Origin of the sequence: Caballeronia sp. ATUFL_M2_KS44 (assembly GCF_023630965.1) — a bacterium.
In the GTDB taxonomy this organism is placed as follows: Bacteria; Pseudomonadota; Gammaproteobacteria; order Burkholderiales; family Burkholderiaceae; genus Caballeronia; species Caballeronia concitans.
In genome coordinates this window covers 432,047-456,230 of record NZ_JALQEA010000057.1, presented here as the reverse complement: position 1 = coordinate 456,230, position 24,184 = coordinate 432,047, and the positions used below count along the sequence as shown (strand labels likewise).

Annotated in this window: 23 protein-coding genes and 1 pseudogene; 10 read left to right on the top strand and 14 right to left on the bottom strand. The window is 65.2% G+C overall.

Annotated features, from left to right (window positions below):
• The 4 genes and pseudogenes from NCR39_RS25785 to NCR39_RS25770 form a co-directional block, all read left to right on the top strand.
• A pseudogene (locus NCR39_RS25785) lies at positions 1-165 on the top strand (acetyl-CoA C-acetyltransferase); the annotation flags it as partial.
• Between the two features lie 128 nt (positions 166-293).
• The gene (gene phbB / locus NCR39_RS25780) at positions 294-1,037 is read left to right on the top strand and encodes an acetoacetyl-CoA reductase (protein WP_250455140.1); all 744 of its coding nucleotides are present in this window, start codon (positions 294-296) and stop codon (positions 1,035-1,037) included.
• Positions 1,038-1,170: 133 nt separating this feature from the next.
• Entirely contained in the window at positions 1,171-1,389 is a 219-nt protein-coding gene (locus NCR39_RS25775; protein ID WP_250455138.1) for a hypothetical protein, read from the top strand.
• Between the two features lie 117 nt (positions 1,390-1,506).
• Positions 1,507-1,836, top strand: a complete 330-nt coding sequence (locus NCR39_RS25770; RefSeq protein ID WP_250455136.1) for a hypothetical protein — start codon at positions 1,507-1,509, stop codon at positions 1,834-1,836.
• An 8-nt stretch (positions 1,837-1,844) separates the two neighbouring features.
• Here NCR39_RS25770 and NCR39_RS25765 read toward each other — a convergent pair whose 3' ends face one another.
• Positions 1,845-2,138, bottom strand: a complete 294-nt coding sequence (locus NCR39_RS25765) for a DUF4148 domain-containing protein (protein ID WP_250455134.1) — start codon at positions 2,136-2,138, stop codon at positions 1,845-1,847.
• A gap of 314 nt (positions 2,139-2,452) precedes the next feature.
• On the opposite strand from NCR39_RS25765, the gene NCR39_RS25760 reads away from it, so the two are divergent.
• Positions 2,453-5,896: a response regulator gene (locus NCR39_RS25760; RefSeq protein ID WP_250455132.1), complete on the top strand. Its 3,444-nt coding sequence runs from the start codon at positions 2,453-2,455 to the stop codon at positions 5,894-5,896.
• A 16-nt stretch (positions 5,897-5,912) separates the two neighbouring features.
• Here the strand turns inward: NCR39_RS25760 and lpdA are convergent, their stop codons facing one another.
• From lpdA to NCR39_RS25735, 5 genes are all read right to left on the bottom strand, one after another.
• On the bottom strand, positions 5,913-7,700 hold the full coding sequence (lpdA, locus tag NCR39_RS25755; RefSeq protein ID WP_250455130.1) for a dihydrolipoyl dehydrogenase: 1,788 nt from the start codon (positions 7,698-7,700) through the stop codon (positions 5,913-5,915).
• Between the two features lie 116 nt (positions 7,701-7,816).
• The gene (locus NCR39_RS25750; RefSeq protein ID WP_502800278.1) at positions 7,817-8,761 is read right to left on the bottom strand and encodes an ABC transporter substrate-binding protein; all 945 of its coding nucleotides are present in this window, start codon (positions 8,759-8,761) and stop codon (positions 7,817-7,819) included.
• 80 nt (positions 8,762-8,841) lie between these two features.
• Positions 8,842-9,864 (bottom strand): ABC transporter permease subunit, encoded by a 1,023-nt coding sequence (locus NCR39_RS25745; protein ID WP_250455128.1) that lies wholly within the window; start codon positions 9,862-9,864, stop codon positions 8,842-8,844.
• Positions 9,865-9,882: 18 nt separating this feature from the next.
• A complete protein-coding gene (locus tag NCR39_RS25740; protein ID WP_250455126.1) occupies positions 9,883-11,439 on the bottom strand; it encodes a sugar ABC transporter ATP-binding protein in 1,557 nt (518 codons plus the stop codon).
• Positions 11,429-12,688 (bottom strand): ROK family transcriptional regulator, encoded by a 1,260-nt coding sequence (locus NCR39_RS25735; protein WP_250455124.1) that lies wholly within the window; start codon positions 12,686-12,688, stop codon positions 11,429-11,431. Before NCR39_RS25735 ends, NCR39_RS25740 begins: the two co-directional genes overlap by 11 nt.
• Positions 12,689-12,922: 234 nt before the next feature.
• Between NCR39_RS25735 and msrC the strand changes: the two genes are divergently transcribed.
• Together msrC and NCR39_RS25725 are read left to right on the top strand one after the other, a co-directional pair.
• Positions 12,923-13,429 (top strand): free L-methionine (R)-S-oxide reductase MsrC, encoded by a 507-nt coding sequence (gene msrC / locus NCR39_RS25730; RefSeq protein ID WP_250455122.1) that lies wholly within the window; start codon positions 12,923-12,925, stop codon positions 13,427-13,429.
• A 57-nt stretch (positions 13,430-13,486) separates the two neighbouring features.
• A complete protein-coding gene (locus NCR39_RS25725; RefSeq protein ID WP_250455120.1) occupies positions 13,487-14,476 on the top strand; it encodes a substrate-binding domain-containing protein in 990 nt (329 codons plus the stop codon).
• Positions 14,477-14,499: 23 nt separating this feature from the next.
• Here the strand turns inward: NCR39_RS25725 and NCR39_RS25720 are convergent, their stop codons facing one another.
• Positions 14,500-15,681, bottom strand: a complete 1,182-nt coding sequence (locus NCR39_RS25720) for a fumarylacetoacetate hydrolase family protein (protein WP_250455118.1) — start codon at positions 15,679-15,681, stop codon at positions 14,500-14,502.
• Between the two features lie 123 nt (positions 15,682-15,804).
• Between NCR39_RS25720 and NCR39_RS25715 the strand changes: the two genes are divergently transcribed.
• A complete protein-coding gene (locus tag NCR39_RS25715; protein ID WP_250455116.1) occupies positions 15,805-16,551 on the top strand; it encodes an IclR family transcriptional regulator in 747 nt (248 codons plus the stop codon).
• Positions 16,552-16,557: 6 nt separating this feature from the next.
• On the opposite strand, the gene NCR39_RS25710 is transcribed toward NCR39_RS25715, so the two are convergent.
• A complete protein-coding gene (locus NCR39_RS25710) occupies positions 16,558-17,040 on the bottom strand; it encodes a universal stress protein (protein WP_250455114.1) in 483 nt (160 codons plus the stop codon).
• 96 nt (positions 17,041-17,136) lie between these two features.
• Complete coding sequence (locus NCR39_RS25705) at positions 17,137-17,376, bottom strand: hypothetical protein (protein WP_250455111.1); 240 nt, start codon at positions 17,374-17,376, stop codon at positions 17,137-17,139.
• A gap of 243 nt (positions 17,377-17,619) precedes the next feature.
• Between NCR39_RS25705 and NCR39_RS25700 the strand changes: the two genes are divergently transcribed.
• The gene (locus NCR39_RS25700) at positions 17,620-18,075 is read left to right on the top strand and encodes a response regulator (protein WP_250455110.1); all 456 of its coding nucleotides are present in this window, start codon (positions 17,620-17,622) and stop codon (positions 18,073-18,075) included.
• 27 nt (positions 18,076-18,102) lie between these two features.
• On the opposite strand, the gene NCR39_RS25695 is transcribed toward NCR39_RS25700, so the two are convergent.
• Positions 18,103-18,513 carry a hypothetical protein gene (locus tag NCR39_RS25695; RefSeq protein ID WP_250455108.1) on the bottom strand — a complete coding sequence of 137 codons (411 nt, stop codon included), beginning with the start codon at positions 18,511-18,513 and terminating at the stop codon, positions 18,103-18,105.
• 215 nt (positions 18,514-18,728) lie between these two features.
• Complete coding sequence (locus NCR39_RS25690) at positions 18,729-19,628, bottom strand: serine hydrolase domain-containing protein (RefSeq protein ID WP_250455106.1); 900 nt, start codon at positions 19,626-19,628, stop codon at positions 18,729-18,731.
• A 198-nt stretch (positions 19,629-19,826) separates the two neighbouring features.
• On the opposite strand from NCR39_RS25690, the gene NCR39_RS25685 reads away from it, so the two are divergent.
• Entirely contained in the window at positions 19,827-21,254 is a 1,428-nt protein-coding gene (locus NCR39_RS25685) for an AarF/UbiB family protein (protein WP_250455104.1), read from the top strand.
• A gap of 28 nt (positions 21,255-21,282) precedes the next feature.
• Here NCR39_RS25685 and NCR39_RS25680 read toward each other — a convergent pair whose 3' ends face one another.
• From NCR39_RS25680 to NCR39_RS25670, 3 genes are read right to left on the bottom strand one after another with little or no spacing between them, the layout of a single operon-like run.
• Positions 21,283-22,083 (bottom strand): IclR family transcriptional regulator, encoded by an 801-nt coding sequence (locus NCR39_RS25680; RefSeq protein ID WP_250455102.1) that lies wholly within the window; start codon positions 22,081-22,083, stop codon positions 21,283-21,285.
• Between the two features lie 29 nt (positions 22,084-22,112).
• Positions 22,113-22,838, bottom strand: a complete 726-nt coding sequence (locus tag NCR39_RS25675; protein WP_250455100.1) for an SDR family NAD(P)-dependent oxidoreductase — start codon at positions 22,836-22,838, stop codon at positions 22,113-22,115.
• A gap of 11 nt (positions 22,839-22,849) precedes the next feature.
• Positions 22,850-24,151: an MFS transporter gene (locus NCR39_RS25670; RefSeq protein ID WP_250455098.1), complete on the bottom strand. Its 1,302-nt coding sequence runs from the start codon at positions 24,149-24,151 to the stop codon at positions 22,850-22,852.
• Positions 24,152-24,184: the final 33 nt, after the last annotated feature.

The window sequence follows — 24,184 nt, the reverse complement described above, 5'->3', positions numbered from 1 at the left end:
GTGAACGGCGGGGCGATTGCGATCGGTCATCCGATCGGCGCATCGGGCTGCCGGATTCTCGTCACGCTGCTGCACGAGATGCAGAAGCGCGATGCGAAGAAGGGCCTGGCGTCGCTGTGCATCGGCGGCGGCATGGGCGTCGCGCTGGCGCTCGAGCGTCCGTGAGTGTGCGTGAGCGTGCATCGAGTAATGGCAACATGAAGTAAGCATCTCCCGGCGTCGCGCAATAAAAAACAATCGATGCGCCGCCGGGATTGAACCGAGTGGCAAGAACCTGAGAGAGGACTATTAGCATGACTAAGCGAATCGCAGTCGTAACCGGTGGCATGGGCGGTCTGGGCGAAGCAATCAGCATCAAGCTGAACGACGCGGGTTTCGCCGTCGTCGTGACGCATTCGCCGGGCAACACGATCGTGTCGGAGTGGCTCGCGCAGATGGATCGCGAGGGCCGCAACTTCCGCGCCTATCCGGTCGACGTCGCCGACTACGACGCCAGCCAGCACTGCATCGCGAAGATTCAACGCGAAGTCGGAGCGATCGATATCCTCGTCAACAACGCGGGCATCACGCAGGACACGACGTTCAAGAAGATGACGAAGGTGAACTGGGACGCCGTGTTGCGCACGAATCTCGACTCCGTGTTCAACATGACGAAGCCGGTGTGCGAAGAGATGGTCGCGCGCGGATGGGGCCGCATCATCAATATCTCGTCGGTGAACGGATCGAAAGGGCAGATCGGCCAGACGAACTACTCGGCGGCCAAAGCGGGCATGCACGGCTTCACGAAGTCGCTCGCGCTCGAAGTGGCGCGAAAGGGCGTGACGGTGAACACCATTTCGCCGGGTTATCTCGCGACCAAGATGGTGACCGCGATTCCGCAAGAGATCCTCGATTCGAAGATCCTGCCGCAGATTCCCGCCGGCCGCCTCGGCAAGCCGGAAGAAGTGGCGGCGCTCGTCGCGTTCCTGTGCTCGGACGATGCGGGCTTCGTGACCGGCTCGAACATCGCGATCAACGGCGGTCAGCACATGCACTGATGCGCGTGCGGCATGGCAGCCGCATCGCCGTATTTTCTTGGCAGCGCGGAGCGTTGGCTTCGCGCTGCGTCGTCAATTCACGAACGAATATCGCCGGCTGCGCGCGCAACGGCGCGTGCCGGCATCACTTCCAATGGACGATTCCTGCACGGGCGCACGTCCCTATAACGTGAATCAACTCGATTCGGCCATCGCGCATCTCGAACAGGTGCTGAACCTCGATGGCGCGAATTCACTCTTTTCGAAGACCTACTGGCGCGCTCGCGTCGAACAGGCGATGTCGACGCCCGGACTCATGCCGTCTCAGCATGCGCGGCTTCAGCGGCTGCTCGACCGGATCGAAACATCGTGAAGCGTCATGACGGCGGCCGGCGCACATTACGTGCGCCGGCCGCTTTCGTATGATCCGTGAAGGAATTCGAGGACGGTTGTACCATGCGTCCCTTTCGAATTTCAGTTCCACGAACGCATGATCGATTTCTTTTCAAGCCGCACGATGAGCGTGTCGCTGCTGCTCTGCGCGCTCGCGGCATGCGGCACCGCGAGCGAAATCACCGCTGGTCCGCAATCCGGCGTCTACAGCGTGACCGGCAAGGCGACCGGCACGCGCATGTCGTGGGTGACCGCGCGAAACCGGGCGATGGACGCCGCCAGCGATTACTGCAAGGCGCGCCGGCAACACGTTCTCGTGCGCTCGGAAAGCACGAGCGGCGTGCGATCGCTCGAAGAACAGACATCCACCGTCAACTTCACGTGCGTGCCTGAATCGACGAGCGCGGCGAACGCAACCAGCGGCTGATCCGCGCGTTACTGACTCGCCCCTTGTCCGATGCCCGCCTTCTTCTGCGCGTTCTGTATGTCTTGCGGATACGACGCATCGTCGCGACGCGCGGGGTCATAGCCCGCCGCTTCGAGCTTCTTCAGTTCGGCGTTCTTCTTCGCGCGCGCCTCCTTGCGCGCGGCCTTCTTCTGCGCCTTCGTCTGCGGCGCCGCCTGCGTGGTGTCGCTCGCGTCCTGCGCATGCGATACCGGCGCGGCGGCGAGCGCGAAGGCCGCCACGATCATCGACACAGTGAGTTTCTTGCCAGTCAGTGCGTTCATATCCTCTCCACGAATCGGTTGAATTGTCTTGCGACCGGGCAAGGCCGCAGGGATCGGTTGATGCAATTCGACAAAGCTTGCAGAACGATAAAGACAGCAGCGTGATTCGACGGCGCGCGAGCCGTTGATGGCCGCCGCCTCATTGTAGGGCGACTTGCGCAGGCGTTCAGCGGGCGGTGCGCGCGGCTCCGGGCGATTGCCGTCATACCGGTTATGATTCGCACCGGTCCACGAAAACAACAATTTTTGACGCGCCGCGACGTCACGCGCCCCTGTGCCGCCGCCGGCGACGCTCATGCCATTCGGAGCTGTCCATGCCTTTGCGTTCCGGTGTCGACGAATCGCGCTTTCGTCGAATTCTCTTTCGCAACATCGCGCTGCCGCTCGGCACGGGCGTCGTCACGGCGGTCGCGTTCGTCGCGCTCGTGCTGTATCTCGTGTCGGGCATCAACTGGGTCGAGCATTCGGAGCGTGTCATCGGCAACACGCAGGAAATCGGGCGGCTCGTCGGCGAAAAGGAAAGCGCGTTGCGCGGCTTCCTGCTGACCGGCGACGACGCCTTTCTCGCACCTTACGAAACCGCGCGGCCGAAGCTCGCCGCCGATATCGACACGCTCGCCGAACTCGTGTCCGACAACGCGCCGCAAGTCGACCGGCTGATCCGCATTCGCGCGTTGCAAGCGCAATGGGACAAGGCCGCCGATGCGCTCATCGAAGCCCGCCGTGATCTCGACGACACCGCCGCGATCGTGCGATCGGGACGCGGCGCCGCCGAGCGCACGGAGACGCTGCGCGAACTCGACGCGTTCCTCAATATCGAGCAGACGTTGCGGCTGCAACGCGTGGAATCGGCGAAGCAGCTGACGACCATCACCGTCGTCGGCTTTCTGATTTTGAGCCTCACGCTTTCCGTGATCCTCGCGATCTTCGGCCGGCGCGAACTGATGCAGTTATCGAACGCATTCGGTCTCGCCATCACCGAGCACGAAAAACAGGCGCGCGCGTTGCAGGAACAGGCGTGGCTGCGCGACGGGCAAACGCAACTCGCGGAGAAAGTGATCGGCCGGCTATCCGTCGACAAGCTGTGCCAGACGATCCTCGATTTCCTCGCCGATTACCTGAACGTGTCGCTCGGTGCGTTCTATGTGCGCGAACCGGACGGCGAATTGAAGCGCACCGCGGCCTTCGGCTTCGATCCGGAAAGCGGGCTTGCGCCGGAATCGCTGTCGGGCGTGAAGAGTCTCGTCGGACAGGCGGTGCATGCGCGCAAGCTCACGCGCATCGACAACGTGCCGTCCGGCTACTGGAAGGTGACGTCGGCGCTCGGCGCGAACACGCCGGGGAGCATCGTCATCTTGCCGATCGAAAACGAAGGCCGCGCGAGCGGCGCGATCGAACTCGGCGCGATGCACGCGCTCACCGAACGCGATCGGCAATTCCTTGAAACCATCGCGCACAATGTCGGCGATTTCGTCGAGGCGGCGCAGTATCGCGAGCGGCTGCAGCAAGTGCTCGAAGAAACGCAGCAGTTGAACGAAGAACTGCAGACGCAGCAGGAAGAACTGCGCACGACGAACGAAGAACTGGAACAGCAGACGACGGCGCTTTCGCACGCGCAGGCGTATCTCGCGAATCAAAAGGTGGAACTGGAGCAGACCAACGAACAGCTCGCCGATCAGGCGCGCGTGCTCGACGAACGCAACGCCGCGCTCAACGCCGCGCAAGGCGAGCTCGAACAGCGCGCGGAAGCGCTGCAACGCGCGAGCCGATACAAGTCCGAGTTCCTCGCGAACATGTCGCACGAGTTGCGCACGCCGCTCAACAGCTCGCTGATTCTCGCGCGGCTGCTCTCGGAGAACCGGAGCGGCAATCTCACGGCGGATCAGGTCAAGTACGCCGATACCATCTATTCGGCGGGCAACGATCTCCTCGATCTCATCAACGACATTCTGGATCTGTCGAAGGTCGAAGCGGGCAAGCTCGACCTTCACATCGAGGAAGCGCCGGTCGCGCGCGTGATGGAATCGCTTGCGCGCACGTTCGATCCGCTCGCGCGCCAGAAGAAGCTCGCGCTCGATATCAAGAGCGAGAACGCCGACCTGCCGAACCTCACGACCGATTTCCGTCGTCTCGAACAGATACTGAAGAACCTGCTTTCGAACGCGGTGAAGTTCACCGATGCCGGCCGAGTCTCGCTCACGCTGCGTTGCGCGGGCGAAGGCGCGGTGGAGTTCGTCGTGAAGGATACGGGCATCGGCATTGCGCGCGATCAGCTCGAAACGATCTTCGAAGCGTTTCAGCAAGCCGACGGCACCGCGAGCCGTCATTACGGCGGCACGGGCTTGGGCTTGTCGATATCGCGCAGCCTCGCGCATTTGCTCGGCGGACGGATCGCCGTGGAAAGCGCGCCGGGCGAGGGCAGCACCTTCACGCTGACGATGCCTCTCGTCTTCGAAGCGCCCTTGCCTGCACCCGAACCGGCGCCAGAAGCGCAGCCCGAGCCGGTGATCGACGATCCCGTCGAATTGCCGCCGAGCGTGCCCGTCATCGACGACGACCGCTTCGAAACCGCGCTGCATCGGCGTCTCGTGCTCGTGATCGAAGACGAGCCGGAGTTCGCGCGCATCCTGCTCGATCTCGCGCACGAACTGAACTATCGATGCATCGTGAGCGGCACCGCGAGCGAGTCGCTCAGGCTCGCGCAGGAACGTTCGCCGAGCGCGATTCTGCTCGACATCGGCTTGCCGGACCGCTCGGGTCTCGTCGTGCTGCAGGAACTGAAGGCGAATCCGAAGACGCGGCATATTCCGGTGCATGTGGTGTCGGCGTCGGACAGAACGGAGGCCGCGCTGCATCTCGGCGCGATCGGCTATGCGGTGAAACCGACGACGCGCGACCAACTGACCGGCATCTTCCAGCGGCTCGAAGAAAAGAGCAGCCAGAAGATCAAGCGCGTGCTGCTCGTGGAAGACGATGCGCGTCAGCGGCAAAGCATCGTCGAGCTGATCAGCGACAAGGACGTGGAGATCACGCCCGTCGAGTTCGGCCGCGATGCGCTCGAACTGCTTAAGACGACGGTGTTCGACTGCATGATCATCGACCTCAAGCTGCCCGACATGCAGGGCAACGATCTGCTGCGCGAGATGGCGTCGACGGATGCGTTCTCGTTTCCGCCGGTCATCGTCTATACGGGCCGCAACCTGACGCGCGACGAAGAAGCGGAACTGATGCGCTATTCGAAGTCCATCATCATCAAGGGCGCGCGTTCGCCCGAGCGTTTGCTCGATGAAGTCACGCTGTTCCTGCACAAGGTCGAGTCCGATCTTTCCGCCGACCGGCAAGCGATGCTGCACGTTTCCCGCGCGCGCGATCGCGTGCTGGACGGCCGCCGCGTGCTGCTCGTGGACGACGACATCCGCAATATCTTTTCGCTGTCGAGCGCGCTGGAGCATCAGGGCCTGAAGGTCGATATCGGCCGCAACGGATTCGAGGCGATCGAGGCGCTCGACCGGAATCCGAATATCGATGTCGTGCTGATGGACGTGATGATGCCCGGCATGGACGGGCTGGAAGCGACGCGGCGCATCCGCGAGGACGCGCGCTTCAGGAAGCTGCCGATCATCGCGATCACCGCGAAGGCGATGAAGGACGATCAGGAGCAATGTCTCGCCGCGGGCGCGAGCGATTATCTGGCGAAGCCGATCGACATCGACCGGCTGTATTCGCTGTTGCGCGTGTGGGCGCCGCGGCGAGTCTGAGGCACGCGGCGAGGCGTCAGATATTCAAGGCGCGCTTGTTCACCGCAAGCGCCGCTTCGCGCATCACTTCCGACAGCGACGGATGCGGATGCGAAATGATGCCGATATCTTCCGACGCCGCCTTGAACTCCATCGCGACGACCGCCTCGGCGATCAAGTCCGACGCGTTCGCCGAGATGATGTGAACGCCGAGAATCTCGTCGGTTTTCGCATCGGCGATAACCTTGATGAAGCCGTCCGTTTCGCCGATGCCGAGCGCGCGACCGTTGGCCATCATCGGGAACTGGCCGCTCTTGTACTCGCGGCCTTCGGCCTTCAGCGCCTGCTCCGTCTGCCCGACCCACGCAATTTCCGGATGCGTGTAGATCACCCACGGAATGCAGTTGTAGTCGATATGCGGCTTCTGCCCGTCGATGATCTCCGCCACCAGCACGCCTTCGTCCTCGGCCTTGTGCGCGAGCATCGGGCCGCGCACGACATCGCCGATCGCGTACACGTTCGCGACTTTCGTCGCGCAATGGCCGTCGACGGGAATGAAGCCACGCGCATCCACCGCCAGGCCGATCGAATCCAGTCCGAGATTGTCCGTGTTCGGCACGCGTCCGATCGAGACGATCAGCCGGTCCGATTCGAGCGTCTGCGCGCCGCCGTCCTTATCGCTATAAGAAACGGACACGCCTTTCTCCGACGACTCGACCTTCTCGATCTTCACGCCCAGATGAATGTTCAGCCCTTGCTTCTTGAAGAGCTTGGCGGCTTCTTTTTGCAGCGCGCTGTCGGTGGTGCCGAGGAAGTCGGGCAGCGCTTCGAGAATCGTCACCTCCGCGCCGAGCCTGCGCCACACCGAGCCGAGTTCCAGCCCGATCACGCCCGCGCCGATCACCGTGAGCTTCTTCGGCACGGAATCGAACGCGAGCGCGCCTTCGTTATCGGACACGATGCGGTTGTCCACGGGCACGTTCGGCAGATGCCGCGCTTTCGATCCCGTCGCGACGATCACGTGCTTCGCGGTATGGCTGCCGCTCGTGTCGCCGCCGCTCACGTCGATGCGAAAGTTGCCGCCGTCCTTGCCCGCGAGCTTGCCGTGGCCCTTGAGCCACGTGATCTTGTTCTTGCGAAAGAGAAACTCGACGCCGCCCGTGATCTTCTCGACGATCGCTTCCTTGCGGCCGATCAGCTTGCCGAGATCGAGGCTCACGTTCTCCACGTTGACGCCGTGATCGCCGAGGTGCAGGCGCGCGTTCTCGAATTGCTCGGACGACGCGAGCAGCGCTTTCGACGGAATGCAGCCGACATTCAGGCACGTGCCGCCGAGCTTCGGCTTGCCGGCCGGATTGATCCACTCTTCGACGCACGCCACCGACATGCCGAGCTGCGCGGCGCGAATCGCGGCGATGTATCCGCCGGGGCCGGCGCCGATCACGATGACATCGAAGTCGGCTTTTTGGGTGGAAGAGGAAGAGGAAGGCGCAGGAGCGGTCTGCGCGGCGGGCTTTTCAGGCGCGGCGGCCTTTTCCGCGGCAGGAGCGGGTGCAGCAGGAGCCGGTGCAGCGGCGGCTTTGGCGTCGGTGTCGATCGCGGCGAGCAGTTCATCGGCGTGAACGATATCGCCTTCCTGCTTCAGCACTTCCGCGAGCACGCCCGACGATGGCGCGGGCACTTCGAGCACGACCTTGTCGGTTTCGAGTTCGACGAGAATTTCGTCTTGCGTCACGGGGTCGCCCGCTTTCTTCTTCCACGGGAGCATGGTTGCTTCCGTGACGGACTCGGAAAGCTGCGGAACCTTGACTTCGACCCTGGCCATTCAGTTTCTCCTGTGAGCGCTGCTTTGCGATGGAACCGCGAGAAGCCACAGGATACGCCGTGTGCGCGGCGGGCGTACGAAACGCCGCGCCCGCCGCGCATGCACGGCAAGACCGCTCAGTGCGGCGACGACCAGCCCTTGTAGCTGCCCACATTCTCGCGTGTGACGAGCGTCGACGGCATCAGGATCATCGTGCTGCTCGGCTTCTGGCCGTTCATCAAGCCATAGCCGACGCTCACCGCCTGCTGCGCCATCGACCACGGATCCTGGCTCGCGGAAGCCTGAACGAGCGTGTCGCTCTTCAGCGCGGTTTCGATATCCGGCGCGCCGTCCACCGACGTGATCACGATGTTCTTGCGCTGCAATTGCTTCGCCGCGAGATCGGTGCCGATGGCTTGCGGATCGTTGATCGCGAAGACGCCGTCGAGCTTGGGAAAGCGCGTGAGATAGCCCTGCATCGCGTTCATGCCGCCTTCGCGCGAGCCTTTCGCGTCCTGATCGTCGGACAGCACCTTGATGCCCGGATTCTTCGCGAGCACGGTCTTGCAGCCGTTCACGCGGTCGATCACCGCCGACACCTGCGGCCCGTTCTCGATCACCACGTTGCCCTTGCCGTTCAACTTCTTCGCGAGATAGTCGCACGCGAGTTCGCCCGCCTGCACGTTGTTGGTCTGCACGGTGGCGTCCGCGCCCGCCGCCGCGACATCGACCGCGACCACGACGATGCCCGCCGCCTTCGCCTTCTTGATCGCCGGCTCGATCGCTTTCGGATCGACGGCGTTGATGAGGATCATGTCCACGTGCGCCGAAATGAAGTTGTCGATCTGCGTGAACTGCTTGTTCATGTCGTAATCGGACGATACCGACGTGACCCTCACGTTCGGATTGATCGTCTTGGCTTTCGCTTCCGCGCCCTTCGAAATGGTCACGAAGTACGGATTGCCGAGCGAGCCGACCGTGATGCCGATGGCCTTCAGCGGCTTGTCGGCGGCGTGGGCCGGGAGCGTCATCGTGAATCCGAGCGCGAGTGCGACGCTCGCGAGTAGTTTCTTCTTGCGCATGTTTGTTGTCTCCGGATGGGTCCGTTCGTGTTGGCCGGACGCGCGCGGACCTGCGCGCGCCCGGATGATGCAGATTCGGATTACGTGCGCGCCGATCCGCGCTGGCGGTAACGATCGAGCGCCACCGCGCCGATGATCACGAGCCCCTTGATGATGTACTGCCAGATGTCCGACACGCCGAGCAGCACGAGCCCGTTCGAGAGCACCGCGATGATGAGCGCGCCCACCAGCGTGCCGACGATCGACCCGACGCCGCCGACGAAGCTCGTGCCGCCGAGAATCACTGCGGCGATGGCATCGAGTTCATAAGACTGGCCGAGTTGCAAACCGTTCGCCGCATAGAGCCGCGCCGCCGACATCACCGCGCCGAGACCCGCGAGCAGGCCGGACATCGCGTAGACGAACATCTGGATGCCCCACACCTTGATGCCCGAGAGCCGCGCCGCTTCCGGATTGCCGCCGACCGAATAGATGCGCAGGCCGAGCACCGTTCGCCGCAGGATGAACCACGAGACGATGACGACCGCGATCGCGATGATGACGAGCCACGGCACGCCCAGCACCGTTTCGTTGCCGATGAACGCGAACGGCAGTTGCGGGTTGAAGATGGTCGTGTCGTGCCCGATGAGCCGCGCGATGCCGCGCACGGCGGTCAGCGAGCCTAACGTCACGATGAACGGCGGCAGTTTCAACAAAGCGATGAGCGCGCCGTTGATCACGCCGAAGCCCAAACCGACCGCGAGCGCCGCAGGCACGCCGAGCCAGCCCATGCCCGGCAGGTTCGATGCGAGCAGCGCCGTCACCGCCGCCGCCGACAGCACCGATCCCACCGACAGATCGATACCGCCCGTCAGAATCACGAAAGTCATGCCCGCCGCGAGCACGATGTTGATCGACGCCTGCTGCGTGACGATCGACATGTTCTGCAGGCTGAAGAAGCCGTCCGTGACGATGCCGAATCCGATGCACAGCAGAATCAGCACCGGCAGCATGCCGGCGGTGCGCATCAGCACCTGCATGCGTTCGCGATGCTCGATGCGCGTCTGCCGTTCGGCCACGCCCGGCGCGGCGACCTTGTCGTGCTGCTTGGTCAAGTTGCTCATGTCTCTCTCCGATATGTGCTATGCCGCCTGATCGAGCGCGGCCCGCGAGCCGGTCGCCAGTTCGATGATGCCTTCCTGCGAGATCGGCTTGCCCGAATGCCCGCCCAGCTCGCCCGCGATTTCGCCTTCGCGCATCACGAGCACGCGATCCGCCACGCCGATCACTTCCGGCAGCTCGCTCGATATCACGATCACGCCGACGCCCGAGCGCGCGAGATCGTTGATGATTCGATAAATCTCCGACTTCGCGCCGATATCGACGCCGCGCGTGGGTTCGTCGAGGATCAGCACGTGCGGGCGCGTTTCCAGCAGACGCGAGAGCAGCACCTTCTGCTGATTCCCGCCCGACAGCGCGCCCGCGTTCACGCGCGCATTCGGCACGCGAATCGAGAGCGCGGCGATCGCGTCGCGCGCCCGCGCATTGCCGCGCGCGATGTCCATCACGCCGGCTTTGGCATCGCGTCCGGCGACCGCGACGTTGATGTTGTCGCGCACGCTCATGTCGAGGAAAAGCCCCTGTCCCTTGCGGTCTTCGGTGAGATAGACGAGGCCCGCGTCGATGGCGTCGCGCGGCGTGCGCAGCTTGAGCGGCTTGCCGTGCATCGACACTTCGCCGCGCTTGCGTTCCTCCGCGCCGAAGATGAGGCGCGCGAGTTCCGTGCGTCCCGCGCCGACCAGTCCCGCGATGCCGAGCACTTCGCCCGCGTGCAGATCCAGACTGCAGCCGCGCACGCGGTTGCCGTCGGCGATATCGCGCACGGACAGCACCACGTGGCCCGGATCGTAGGGCGCGTGCTCCTTCTTGTAGAAGCCGGAGATGTCGCGGCCGACCATCATGCGCACGAGGCTTTCGGCGGACAGTTCGTCGCGCATCAAGGTGCCGACATACGCGCCGTCGCGCAGCACGGAAACGCGGTCGCTCAGTTCGTAGATTTCGGCCATCCGATGACTGATGTAGATGATCGCGATGCCTTCCGCGCGCAGTTGGCGCACGAGTTCGAACAGCCGATCGGTTTCGCGCGAGGAGAGCGGCGTGGTCGGCTCGTCCATCACGAGGATGCGCGCCTTCGCATGCACGGCGCGCGCGATTTCGACGAGCTGCCGCTCCGCAATCGACAGATCGCCGACGAGCGTATGCGGCTTGAACGCCGCGCCCAGGCGCTTGAGCACGTCCAGACAGCCGCGCTCCATGCCCGCGCGATCCACCAGCCTGCCGCGCCGCAGTTCGCGTCCGGCGTAGATGTTTTCCGCCACCGAAAGATTCGGCGCGAGGCTCAGTTCCTGATAGATCACGGCGACGCCGAGCGAGCGCGCGGCCAGCGGCCCGTCGATGGTGACGGGCTGGCCGTCGATCAGAATCTGCCCGCCCGCGTCGGCCTGATACGCGCCGGACAGGATCTTCATGAGCGTGGATTTGCCCGCGCCGTTTTCGCCCATCAGCGAATGCACTTCGCCGGGATAGACGGACAGGCGCACGTCGTTGAGCGCGCGCACGCCCGGAAACGTCTTGCTGATGCCGCGCATTTCGAGCAGCGGCGTGCCGGTGTGCGGCGATCCGGGGGAATCATGCGGCATGGTCGACCTCCTGCGATTTGACAGCCGCAGCGCGATGCAGCCCGACGCGCGGCGAGAAGTTGAAGAACATCGGCAGCGTGGCTGCGCCGATCGCGCCCGCGTCCGGGCCGAAACTGCCGCGCACGATGGCCGGCGTGCCGCGCGCTTCCGGCGCGTTGGCGGTCATCGTCGCGAAAAGACGCTGAATGATGCGGTCGAGCAGGCCGCCGTCGATGTCGGCGTCGAGCACGACCATCGGCACGTCGAGCACGCAGAGCGCCGTGCGCAAGGCGGGCGCGAGCGCTTCGATGCAGTCGTCGATCCATTCGTCGACGGCGGGAAGACGCTGCTCGATGCACGCCTGCAAGTCGATGCGGTTGTCCGCCGGCGCGCCGCAATGGCGCAGATGCCGCGCGAGCGCATTAAGCGACGCCCGTGCGAGCAGAATGTCCCACGCGCCCGGCGGCTGCGGCGCGGAGGGCAGGCGGCTCGGCGGCACGGGAATCACGCCGATGTCGCCCGCGTTGCCGGTCGCGCCGCGCAGACAGTCGCCGTCGATCGCGATGCCGCCGCCGATCGCCGAGCCGAGAAAAAGGTACACGAAGTCGTCGCAGCGGCGGCCGTGGCCGTAGAACAGTTCGGCGGTCGCGGCGGCGTTGCCGTCGTTTTCGCCGAAGACCGGCAGGCCGATCGCGCGGGACAACGCGGCGGGAAAGTCGGTTTCGTCCCAGGCGCGGAAGGTGTCGGCGCTGACGGTATCGGCGCTCACGCCCAGTTCGCGCAGCCAACTGCCGAGGTTGTACGGCTGCGCGACGCCCACGCCCGTCAGCCGATCGCGCTCGGCGGCGCTCAAGAGTCCGAGCATGCCGTCGATGTCGCGCTGGACGATTTCGAGCACGTCGGACGGATGCGGGAGCACGGTATCGATTGCGCTGCGGGCGAGCACTTCGCCCGCGAAGTTGACGAGCACCGTCTCGATGCTCGTGCGATCCAGCCGCACGCCGATGCCGAACGCGCCGCGCGGGTCGAGCCGCAGCATCGACGCGGGTTGGCCGCGCTGGCCGTCGAGCCGGCGTCCGGTGTATTCGATCAGACCCGCCTTCGCGAGCGAATCGACGATGCCGCCGACCGCCGTGCTCGTCAGATTCGCATGACGCGCCAGTTCGGCCTTGGATGCGGGTTCGGTGCGCCGCAGCGTCTGCAGGAGCAGACGTTCGTTGTATCGGCGCACGGTTGCTGAATTGCTGCCTCTGCCGCTCGGGGATTTCACGCGGTGTCTCCGGTGAGTGACCGTCGTCTGCGGCCATTAATTAAATCAAGTTGATTTATTTAAAGACGACGGCGCCTCGATGTAAACGAGGGAAATCCCGAAGAGCGTTGCTGGACGCGGCGCACCGCGTTCTTGCGAACAGTACGCGACACGGTTTGCAGACGGCTTTCTGCTGCGCGAAACGCCGGAATGCGCGCTGTGCTATCGTCGATGAGACTTTTTTGAGACGCCGCCATGTACACGATTTCGACCGCCGCGCACGCCACCAAGGCCGCGCAATACGACGACCTCTTGCAGCAGGTTCGCTCGCTGATCGGCGATGAAACCGATTTCATCGCGAACGCGGCGAATTTCGCGTCGCTCGTCTATCACACGCTGCCTGACCTCAACTGGGCCGGCTTCTATCTCTTCGACGGCGACGAACTCGTCGTCGGTCCATTCCAGGGCAAGCCCGCGTGCGTGCGGATCGCGCTCGGACGCGGCGTGTGCGGCACGGCGGCGCGCGATAGGACAACGCAGGTCGTTCCCGACGTCGATGCGTTCCCCGGCCACATTGCGTGCGATTCGGCGTCGCGCTCGGAGATCGTCGTGCCGCTCGTCGCAAGCGACGGCACGCTCGTCGGCGTGTGGGACGTGGACAGCCCGCAACCCGGCCGTTTCGACGAAGAAGACGCGGCCGGCATGGAAGCGCTGTGCGCGGCGTTCGTCGCGCTGGCGTGGGAGGCGCGTCGCGAACCTTGAAGCCGCGCGCGACTACGCGTCTACAATGGGCCGACCGCCGATTCCCCATCCGTCTCCATGAGAAGTCCCGCCCGCCGCCGTCTGCTCACCGCCTGCGCCCTGAGCGCGTGCGGGCTCGCGGCCAGCCGTTTCGCGGCCGCGCTGTCCGATGGCAAGGCGAGCGTCGCGCTCGTGATGAAATCGCTCGGCGATCCGTTCGTCACCTCGATGATCGACGGCGCGAAGAACTACCAGCGGCATTACGCATCGCAACTCGATCTGACGACGCACGGCACGCTCACGGACAACGACGTCGCGGGGCAGGCGCGCATCATCGAGTCGCTCATCGAGGCGAAGACCAGCGCCATCGTGATCGCGCCGACCGATTCGAAGGCGCTCGTTCCGGTGGCCGCGAAGGCGATCGCGGCGGGCATCATCGTGATCGCGATCGACAATCCGTTCGACGACGCCGCGCAGGAAGCCGCGCACGTGACGATCCCGTTCGTCGGCCCGGACAGCCGGCGCGGCGCGCGGCTCGTCGGCGCGTATCTCGGTTCGAAGCTGAAACCCGGCGATGAAGTCGCGATCATCGAAGGACCGCCGAACGACCGCAACGCGCAGCAGCGCACCGTCGGCTTTCGCGAAGCGATGACCGCCGCAGGGACGCGCGTCACCGCCACCGATACCGGCGACTGGACCTTCGAGAGCGGCAAGGCGATCGCGCTGCAAATGCTCTACGCGCGCCCCGGCTTGCGCGGCATGCTGTGCGCGAACGACAACATCGCGATGGGCGCGATCGAAGCGATCCGCATCGCCGGCAAGAAAGGGCAGGTGCTCGTGACGGGCTACAACAATATCGACGCCGTCCGCCCGATGCTTGACGACGGCCGCTTGCTCGCGACCGTCGAGCAGTTCGGCGCGCGGCAGGCGGTGTTCGGGCTGGACGTGGCGGTGAAGGCGCTGGTCGAACGGCGGCGCGAGCGCGATTTGTCGCCGTTCATGGAAACGCCGGTGCAAGTGGTGACGAAAGCGGCGCCGACGCGCAAATTCGGGCTGGGCAAAGGCTGATTAGCGGCTTTGCCCAGCGGCGGTCACTGCGCCGCGAGCAATCCCCGCGCGGCCAGATTCCGGTACAACGCGCGCACGCCGAACGTCCACGGCTCGATTTCCGTCGACAGTTGCACCGTGTTGACGAGCGCGCCGAGCGTCGGCGTGGAGATCGTCACGACATCGCCGAGATGATGCGTGAAGCCGCCGCCTTCCGTGTCGCGATCCTTGATCGGCGAGAACATCGTGCCGAGGAAGAGCACGAAGCCGTCCGGATATTGATGATGCGCGCCGTGCGTCTGCGCGACGAGATCGGCCGGATCGCGGCTGATTTCGCTCATGTGGCTCACGCCTTCGAGCACGAAGTTATCGTCGACACCTTCGATGCGCAGCGACAGGCTCGCGCCGCGCACCGTGTCGAGCGTGAAGGCGTCGTCGAAGAGACGCACGAACGGGCCGATGGAGCACGACGCGTTGTTGTCCTTCGCCTTGCCGAGCAGAAGCGCGCTGCGGCCTTCGATGTCGCGCAGGTTCACGTCGTTGCCGAGCGTCGCGCCGACGATCTCGCCACGCGCGTTCACCGCCAGCACGATCTCCGGCTCCGGATTGTTCCATTGCGACGTCGGATACAGCCCGACCGCCGCGCCGAAGCCCACCGACGACATCGGCTGCGACTTCGAGAACACTTCCGCGTCCGGCCCGATGCCCACTTCCATGTATTGCGACCACGCGCCGCGACGCTCCAGCTCGGCCTTCAGCTTCATCGCGGCTTCCGAGCCGGGCTTGATCTTCGAGAGATCCGCGCCGATCAGCTTGTTGATGGTGTCGCGCACTTCCTGCGCTTTGCTCGCGTCGCCGCCGGCCTGCTCTTCGATCACGCGTTCCAGCAGGCTCACCGCGAACGTGACGCCGCACGCCTTGACCGCCTGCACGTCGCACGGCGCGAGCAGGCGCGGGCTGTTGGCGGTCGAATCGAGCGTCGCCTGCAGCAGGTCCTGAACGGAACCGAGCGATTCCCCCGGCGCGTTGCGGGCGATATCGAGCGCGTCCGGACGATCGAAGAGATCGGCGGTCGTCGGGACGGCGCGCGTGATGTCGAACACTTCGCCATTGCGCACCGCGACGACGGCGGGACCATCGACGGGCGCGGGACGCCACACGCGGCCGATCAGCACGGCGTCGGCTAGGTCTTCGGGCAGGCAGGAGGCAATGGAGACGGGCTGCATGAGTGATTTACCGTGCGTCGGAAAAGGGAAATCGATCGTAGCTTGGGGCCGCGTGACTGTCCATCGGGTTGCATGTTTGTCCAATATGCTGGAGCATCGTGCTTCCTTCAGTTGATGCGTCTCATGGAAAAAACCTACGACGTCCCCGCGCTGCGCCGCGCGAACGACATTCTCGAAGCGCTCGCCGCCGCCGCGAAACCGGTGCGCGCCGCGACGCTCGCGGAGCACACCGGCCTCTCGCGCAGCACGCTTTATCTGATGCTCGACACGCTCGCGCGCATGCAATGGATCGAGAAGCGCGACGACGGCTACGTGATCGGCGTCGGCCTGTTCGAACTCGGCAACGCCTATGTGCGTCACGACAAGCTGCAGGCGGCGTTTCGCGAGGGCGCGGGCGCGTTCATCAACAAGCACAACGAGGTCGTGCAACTCGCCGTGCTCGACGGCGTGCAGGTGGTGTATGTCGCGCGGGAGGACGCGCATCGGCCGGTGCGGCTCGTATCGGATCTCGGCTCGCGGCTGCCCGCGCATTGCTGCGCGCTCGGCAAGGCGCTGCTCGCGGGCTTGCCGGACGACGCGGTCATCGAGCGATTGCCCGAGCGTCTCGAAGCGGTGACGCCGCGAACCATCACGCGCCGCGCCGCGTTGCTGCGCGAACTGGCGTCGATACGCGCGAGCGGTCTCGCAATCGAGCGCGAAGAAGTCGCCGAAGGGCTCGCGTGCTTCGCGGCGTATGTCGGCACGACGCCGGCGGGCAAGCGCGTCGCGGTATCGACGAGCGTGCCGGTCGGCCGGCTGGATGCGCGGCGCGAGAAGCAGATTTGCATCGGCATCGTGCAGCTCGCGGAGCAGTTGCAGCGGGCGTTGTGAGACGTATCACGCCAGCGCATGCGCTTCGGCTTCCTCATGAACTTCCCGTGCACGATGCGCCGCGATCAGCACATCGCAGCGTGCTTTCGCGCACACCACGTCGCGCAGGCGCTCGCGGCCGTGCGCCCAGCCGGAATCCGTCTCGCCGCCGAGCACGATGAGGTCCGCGCCCGTTTCGACCGCCGCTTTCGCGATGGCCTCGCCGACCGTCACGCCCGGCGGCAGCGTCATGCTGATGCCGGTTCCGTCGATGCCCGCGCTCTCGATCTGCCGCACGCTATAGCGGGTGAGCGCGCGGGCGTGGTCGTCGATGAGCGCGGCCGTGTCGCGCGTGTTGCAGTCGCCGGTGACGACCGCCCACCACGGCGTTTTATCGACGACATGCAGCGCGGTCAGCCGCGCGTTGCACTCGCGCGCGCGTGCGATGGCGGCGCAAAGGGCGCTCTGGCTGAGGCTCGTGCCTACCGCGACGAGAATGTGCTTGTACATGATGGCCTCCGGTTCGGATTGCCGCATCGGGATGAAAGCGGCATGGAGGCATGATCGGCGCGCAGACTTAGCAGCAAATGAGGGTTCGGCGCGCAGTCAGCGCCGCCGTTTCTTCCAGTCGTAACCGGCGGGCGGATCGGCCGCGCCCGGCTTGCCGACCGACTGCGGATTCTCGCTGCACAGCGTGACGAAGCTAATCGCATCGCCTTCGGCCTGGCGCTTTCGCAATGCTTCGACGAAACGCAAGGCCTCGCCGAGCGCGGTGGCATCGAATTTTTGGTGGCGCGCCTGGCTTTGCTCGCCGGCATCGCCATCGAGCCAGTAGACGACGAACATCGTGTTGCCTCGCTATGTGGGACGAACCCGCGACGCGCGGTGTTCGCTCGCGTCATTTTCCGTTCCATTCGTGGTGCAAAAGCTTCGCAAACTGTTCCTGCGATGCTCGCGTTCGGGCATCGGGTATTCCCGAAGTGCAAAGCGTGCGCCCCGCGTGCCGCCTGAGAATGCGCCCGGGTGTTGCGGCGCGGTACACGGGTTGCTCGATACCACGGACACTTCGAGGCCCACGACATGCAAACGATGCAACGACAGGCACACATCCCGGAAGAAGCCGTATGGCAGATTCCCGTGCGCGCCGCCCATCACGATGAGCCGCGCGTCCTGGTCGCCGACGACGATCTCGACGCCACCCGCGCGCTGTGTCTTGCGCTCGAAGATGCCGATTTCAGCGTGCGCGCCGTGCACACCGGCCTCGATGCGGTCACGCTCGCGCGCAAGTGGCGGCCCGGCGTCGTGCTGCTCGATCTGATGATGCCGCTCGGCGACGGCTGGGAAGCAGCGGAAGCAATCCGCGCGCTCGATCTTTCGATGATGCTCATCGCCCACACGGGCCGCACGTGTCCCGACGACCGGGCGCGCGCGCAGCGCACGGGCTTCAATGGCTATTTCATCAAACCGACGGAACCGGAGCGCATGATCCACGTCATGCGCACGTATTTCGCGACGTACGAGCCGTATCGCGCGCGCGAATGTTGAACGAAAGCGGCGGCAAATTCGGCGCGTTCAGGCGTTGACGCGTCGCGCGGGAATCTCGTCGATGGCGACGGCAGTCTGTTCGCTCTCGCACTCGACGTGCTGCTTCAACACGTCATCCCAATACTGGCAGTAGCCGGCCCAGAACGGCATTTGCGTTTGCGAGCAGGCATCGCTCGGCAGCGGATGCGGCAGCATCCGGCTCAGGCGGCCGACTTCCCTGCGCTTCCATTGAAGCAGCGCGCGTCGCGGGCCGCGGATGGCCGGACACAATTCGTTCATGTGCGATACGGCGTGCCAAAAACCTTCGGCGGGGCGCGAGGCCATCGACGTCAGAATGGCCGTGTTCGGGCGCGGTCCGCGTTCGTGACAAATGATCGCGCCGATTTGCCCGAGAATGTACATCGCTTTTTCGATAGATTGGTCGGCCGGCGGCTGCATGGCGTCCTTCGTTTCTGATGATCGTGTTTTGGCGCGGGAGGGTGCTGCGTAAGCGTTATCGAGCGCCGATCGAAGTCTCGCTTCGGTCGTTCTCGATATTGATACGTTGTTGCGCGACGCCATAAAGATACAGTATCGAAAATGCTTCGCACCGCCGATCGACAAAAATATACGTTTTTGAGATGGAGCTTCTGACGACGAGCCGGGAGAACACATCAATCGCTGTCGAGGCGCAGCACATGCCGCTCGAACAACGCGCGGACGTCCTTGTGCACGTCGTCGTTATCGCATGTCACCGCCGCGACGATGCGCTCTTCCGGCGCCACGAAGACGAACTGCTCGCCGAATCCCGCCGCGAAGAAATAGCGCGGCGCGATCCACCAGAGATAGCCGTAGTGCGCGTCATGCATCGGCGGGCCGCCTTCGCTGTGAACGGACACGGCGTCTTCCACAAACGATGCATCGATGATCTGCCCGCCACGGTCGAGCATCAGCGCGCCGAGCTTCGCCATGTCGCGCGCGCGCAGGAGGAGGCCGCGTCCGGCGAACGTGTGGCCGGCTTCATCGGCGATCCATTCGTAGGTATCGATGCCAAGCGGCGCGAACAGCTTCTCGCGCACGTATTGTTCGAGCGTCCGGCCCGCCACCGCTTCGACCGCGATGGACAGCAGTTGCACCGCGTGCGTGTCGTAGACGAACTGCGCGCCGGGCGCATGAACGATGGGCCGCGACAGCACGAACATCAGCCGGTCTTCGCCGCCGGCGAAGCGCTCGCACGGGCCGAGCACGCAATCGTCGATGGCGCTCTGGTCCCACTCGAAGCCCGCCGTCATGGTCAGCAGATGTCGCAACGTGATGCTTCCCACGCGGTCGTCGAGCGCGGGATTGCGCGCGGCGTCGATGAAGTCGGAGATAGGCGCATCGAGGCTCGGCAGCAATCCTTCGCCGAGCGCGATGCCGACCGCGAGCCCCACGACGCTCTTCGTCGCCGAGTTGATCTTTTCGAGCGTCTCGGGCGATGAATCGTGCCGATAGTGTTCGAAAGCTAGCTGACCATCGTGAAAGACAACGAAAGTGCGTACGCCGCTGCCTTCGGATTCGAGTGCGTGACGCAAGGCAGTGAACGCATTATCCTGATGCCTGGCGCTTGATTCGTTTCTGGATTCTTTTTGCATGAGCGTGAAGGAAGCGATAGGCAGGGAATCGAATAAGCAGGAAACCGAAGCAGTGGCCGCGACGGGACCGGATCGTGCTTGATGCGCAAGCAAGCCGGATGCCGCAGCCATCGTTCGAAATCTAACAGGAACCCGACCGTGCCCGTTCGACGACTCGCGACGCTGTGGCGTCTTGGCAGGGCATTCGTGCGTGAAAGCCGTTCGACGCGGGACGGCGCGTCGATGCAGCACGTCGCGCGTTTCTTCGCGCAACACGGCGCGCGCGCCGCGCCGCTCTCCGCGGGCGTGCCGGCGCTCACGCAGTTGCCGCGCATGCTGACGGCGGTGTCGGGCGTGCTCACGCGTCATCCGGCGCTGGCGGAAACGGCGGTGCGCGTGGCGTTGACCGAGATGGACGGCCTCTTCGCGCCTTACGATGCCGAGCAGTTTCGCGTCGCGTGCGCGCTCGCGCTGGCGGCCGCGCCCCGCGCCGATATCGACGGCGTGAGCCTTTTGCCGCTGCGCTCGGGCATTGCGGAGCAGACGCACGCGGCGCGCATCGGCGGCGTTCCGGTGCGTATCACGCTGCTGCGCGCCGACGCGCGTCAGGAGTTGATCGACGATCTCGATCTCGCGCTCGCCGCCGCGCGCTTCGCGGAGCGGCGTTCGCCCGTGGCGCGCGAACTTCACGCGGCCGAATGCGTGCGCCTCGCACGCGAGAACGTCGATTCGATGATCGACCTGCGCCAGCGCGCCGCCGACCAAAGCTATCTGCGTTACCGTCTGCGCGACGACGACCGCATCGCCGTGCCCGAAGTGCTCTGGGATTTCTGCAGCGACACGATTTTGACGACGCGCGCAATCGACACCGTGCCGCTCGCCGATGCGCACGCGCTCGCATCGCACGGCTTGGAACAGGCGGATCTCGTCGCGACGCTCATCGAAGCGTTCTTCGAAATGGCGCTCGGCCAGGGCTTCTATCACGCGGGACTGGACGCGGCGGGCGCGCGCGTGAGCATCGAGCCGGGAACGTTCGGGCAGATCGTGCTCGAAGCCGATAACCCGATGACCTTCTTCGCCGCGCACGAGCGCGAGTTCATGGTGGGCGTCTCGAATGCGCTGCTCGACGGCGATCACAAGGCGGCGGCGCGCGCGCATCTCGAGCACGGGCGGCCGGATACGCACTCGGCGCATCACGAGGTGCGCGTGGAAGCGACGTATCGGCGGGAGGCGGAGCGGTTCTCGTCGCCGCAAGCGTGCCGCGCGACGAACGTTTCGCATCTCTTCGGCGCGATTGGCACGGCGCCCGCGGAGCATCGGTTCAGCGCGGCGCACGGGCGGATTGCGTCGCGGGCCGTCATGCTCTCGCGGTCGATGGAAACGATCGAGCGCATGGCGCACGCGGTCGCGCCGGATGTCGATGTGTGGGTGATCGCGCGTCGCGTGATTGCGCGGCTCGCGGCGGATCAGTTCGGCTTGCACGGCCTCGTCGCGCATCTGGCGCGTGAAGCGACGCACTGGCCGCACATGCTGCCGCGCTTGCCGACGCTCATCGCCAAGCGCGCGGGCGCGGCGCAGAGCGGGTAGGGATCGTCGCGTGCGTCAGGCGCGTGCTTCAGGCGCGCGTGCCCGGACTCATGCGCTCCGCGATCGCGCGGCACGCTTCGCAGAGCGGGGCGACGTAGGTTTCCATCGGCGTTTCGCTTTTGCGGAACAGCGGAATGCTGACGCTCACGCAGCCGAGCGTCGCGCCGTTCGCCCCGACGATCGCGCTGCCGTAGCAAAAAATCTGCGCTTCGTTTTCTTCGCGATCTTCCGCATAACCGCGCGCCTGGCAGGCATCGAGTTCGGCGTCGAGCGCGCTTCGCTCGATGATCGTATTCGGCGTGAAGCGCTCGAACGCGATGCCGTGCAGCAGCGCATCGCGCTCGGCGCGCGGCCGCGTCGACAAATATGCCTTGCCGACGGAACTCGAATACAGCGTGACGCGCGTGCCGATGCGCGAGGCCATCCGCACGGCATGCGGGCTTTCGAGCTTTTCGACGTACACCATTTCCGCGCCGCTGCGCACGGCGAGGTGCACCGTTTCCTGCGTGGCGTCGCGCAAGGTCTGCAACGCGTCGGCGGCGGCGATGCGCAAGTCCGACCGCTCCCAGCTCCGGCTCGCGAGCGACATCAGGCGCGGACCGAGCGCGTAGCAGCCGCCGCGCGCGCTTTCCGTGACGAGGCCTTCCGCCATGAGCGCGCCGACGATGCGGTACACCGTCGGGCGCGGATAGCCGCTCGCCGTGACGAGACGCGCGATGCTCGGCGGTTCGGCGGCATCGGCGATCAACTGAAGCACCGCCATGAACTTCGAGAAGGCGGCGGTGCCGGTGGCCTTGGCGGCGTCGAGAGAAGCAGGATCGATGGACATGGCTTGCGAGGTGAGGTCGAAGCCCGAATTTACGCGACCAGATAGCCGCCGTCGACCGGCACGATCGCGCCCGTCATGAACGACGCCGCCGGCGACGCCAGAAACGCGACCACGCGCGCGACGTCTTCCGGCAAACCCCAGCGCTTCATCGGCGTGCGATCGAGAATCGCCTGCGAGCGCCCGCCGTCGTCCTGAAGCGCCTGCGTGAGCGGCGTCGCGATCCAGCCGGGCGCGACCGCGTTCACGCGAATGCCGTCCACCGCATACGCGATGGCGAGCGACTTCGTCAGTTGCGCGACGCCGCCCTTGCTCGCGCTGTACGCGGGCACGAGGCCGCCGCCGAAGAACGTCAGCATCGACGCCGTGTTCACGATCGTGCCGCCCGTTTTCGCGAGCAACGGACGCGCGGCGGCGCACATGCGCATCGTGCCGTTCAGATTGACGGCGATCACGCGCTCGAACGTCTCGATGTCGTGCTCGTCGCCGCGCTTGATCATGCCCGCGCAGTTGACGAGCACGTCGAGCGTATCGAGGCGCGCGAAGAGATCGGCGGTGCTGGCGGCATCGGCGACATCGAGCGCGGCGACTTCGATGCCGCCGAGCGCGTCGCGTTGCGCATCGGTCGGCGCGATGCCCGCGGCGATCACACGCGCGCCGAGCGTCGCGAACTGCTGCGCGATGCCCGCGCCGATGCCCTGCGTGCCGCCGGTCACGACGACGGTTTTGCCCTTGAAGAGATCAGCTTGAAAAGTCATGTCTGCGAGCCTCAAACGACGGGAACGGGCGACGCCTGCTGCTCGGTATCCTGAATCGGCGTGCGGACGACGAACATGTAGACGAGCGCGGCCGCGAACGCGACGGCGGCGGAGATCAGGAACGCGTTCACGAACGAGTGCGTCTTGTCGACGACGAGCCCGGTGATGAACGGCGCGAACGAGCCGCCGAAGTAACCGCCGAAGTTCTGAATGCTGCCGAGCGACGCGACCATGTGGCGCGGAGCCGCCACCGACACGAGCGCCCATGCCGCGCCGCTCGCCATGTTGACGAAGAACATCGCGGCGGAGAGATAGATGATCGCGAGCGTGAGATTCGGCGTGAACGCGGCCGGCACGGTGAAGAGCGCCGCGCCGATGAGGCCCGAGCAGATCGGCCACTTGCGGCTGCGGATCGGGGCGACGCCGCGCGCCATCAGGCCATCGGCGATGAAGCCCGACGACAGCATGCCGAGCGTGCCCGCGAGATAGGGAATCGACACGATCCAGCCCGTCTTCGCGATGGTCAGATGCCGCTCGTGTTCGAGATACGCGGGCAGCCACGTCAGATATAGCCACACCATGTAGATGACGCCCATGAAGCCGAAGATCATGCCCCAGGTCGTCGCCTTGCCGAACAGACCGCGCCACTCCGCGAAGCTCATGTTGCGCTCCGCGCGCTGCGCCGGTTCGCCTTCGGTCAGATGCGCGAGTTCCTGCGGTTCGAGCGCGACATCCTTGCGATTGCGATAAACGATGTACCAGCCGATCGCCACCGCGATACCGAGCACGCCCATGATGACGAACATGTTGCGCCAGCCGAACGAGAGCAGCAGCACGGTGAGGATCGGCGGCGCGAGCGCGGGCCCGATCGTCGATGACGTGACGAAGATGCCCGTCGGCTTGCCGCGCTCGCGTTGCGCGAACCATTCGGAGACGACTTTCGCGCCGGCCGGAAACTGCGGCGCCTCGCCGATGCCGAGCGCGATGCGCGCGAACAGGAACTGCTGCAGGTTCGTCACGAGGCCGCCGAACAACTGCGCGACGGACCACACGAACATGCCGAGGCCGAGCATGATGCGCGCGCCGAATCGATCGAGCATCACGCCGATGGGCAACTGCGAGAACGCATACGCGAACGAGAACGCGGAGAGCAGCAAGCCCATCTGCGAAGCGGACAAGCCGAGTTCCTGCGTGACCGAATGATTGGCGATGGACAGCGTGCTGCGGTCCAGATAATTCACGATCCCGGCGAGCGTCAGGAACGTGAGCGCGACCCATTGAATGCGCTTGAGGCGCGGCGATTTGCTCTGCATGTTGTCTCCTCCGAAGTCGCTTCGATGAGGCTT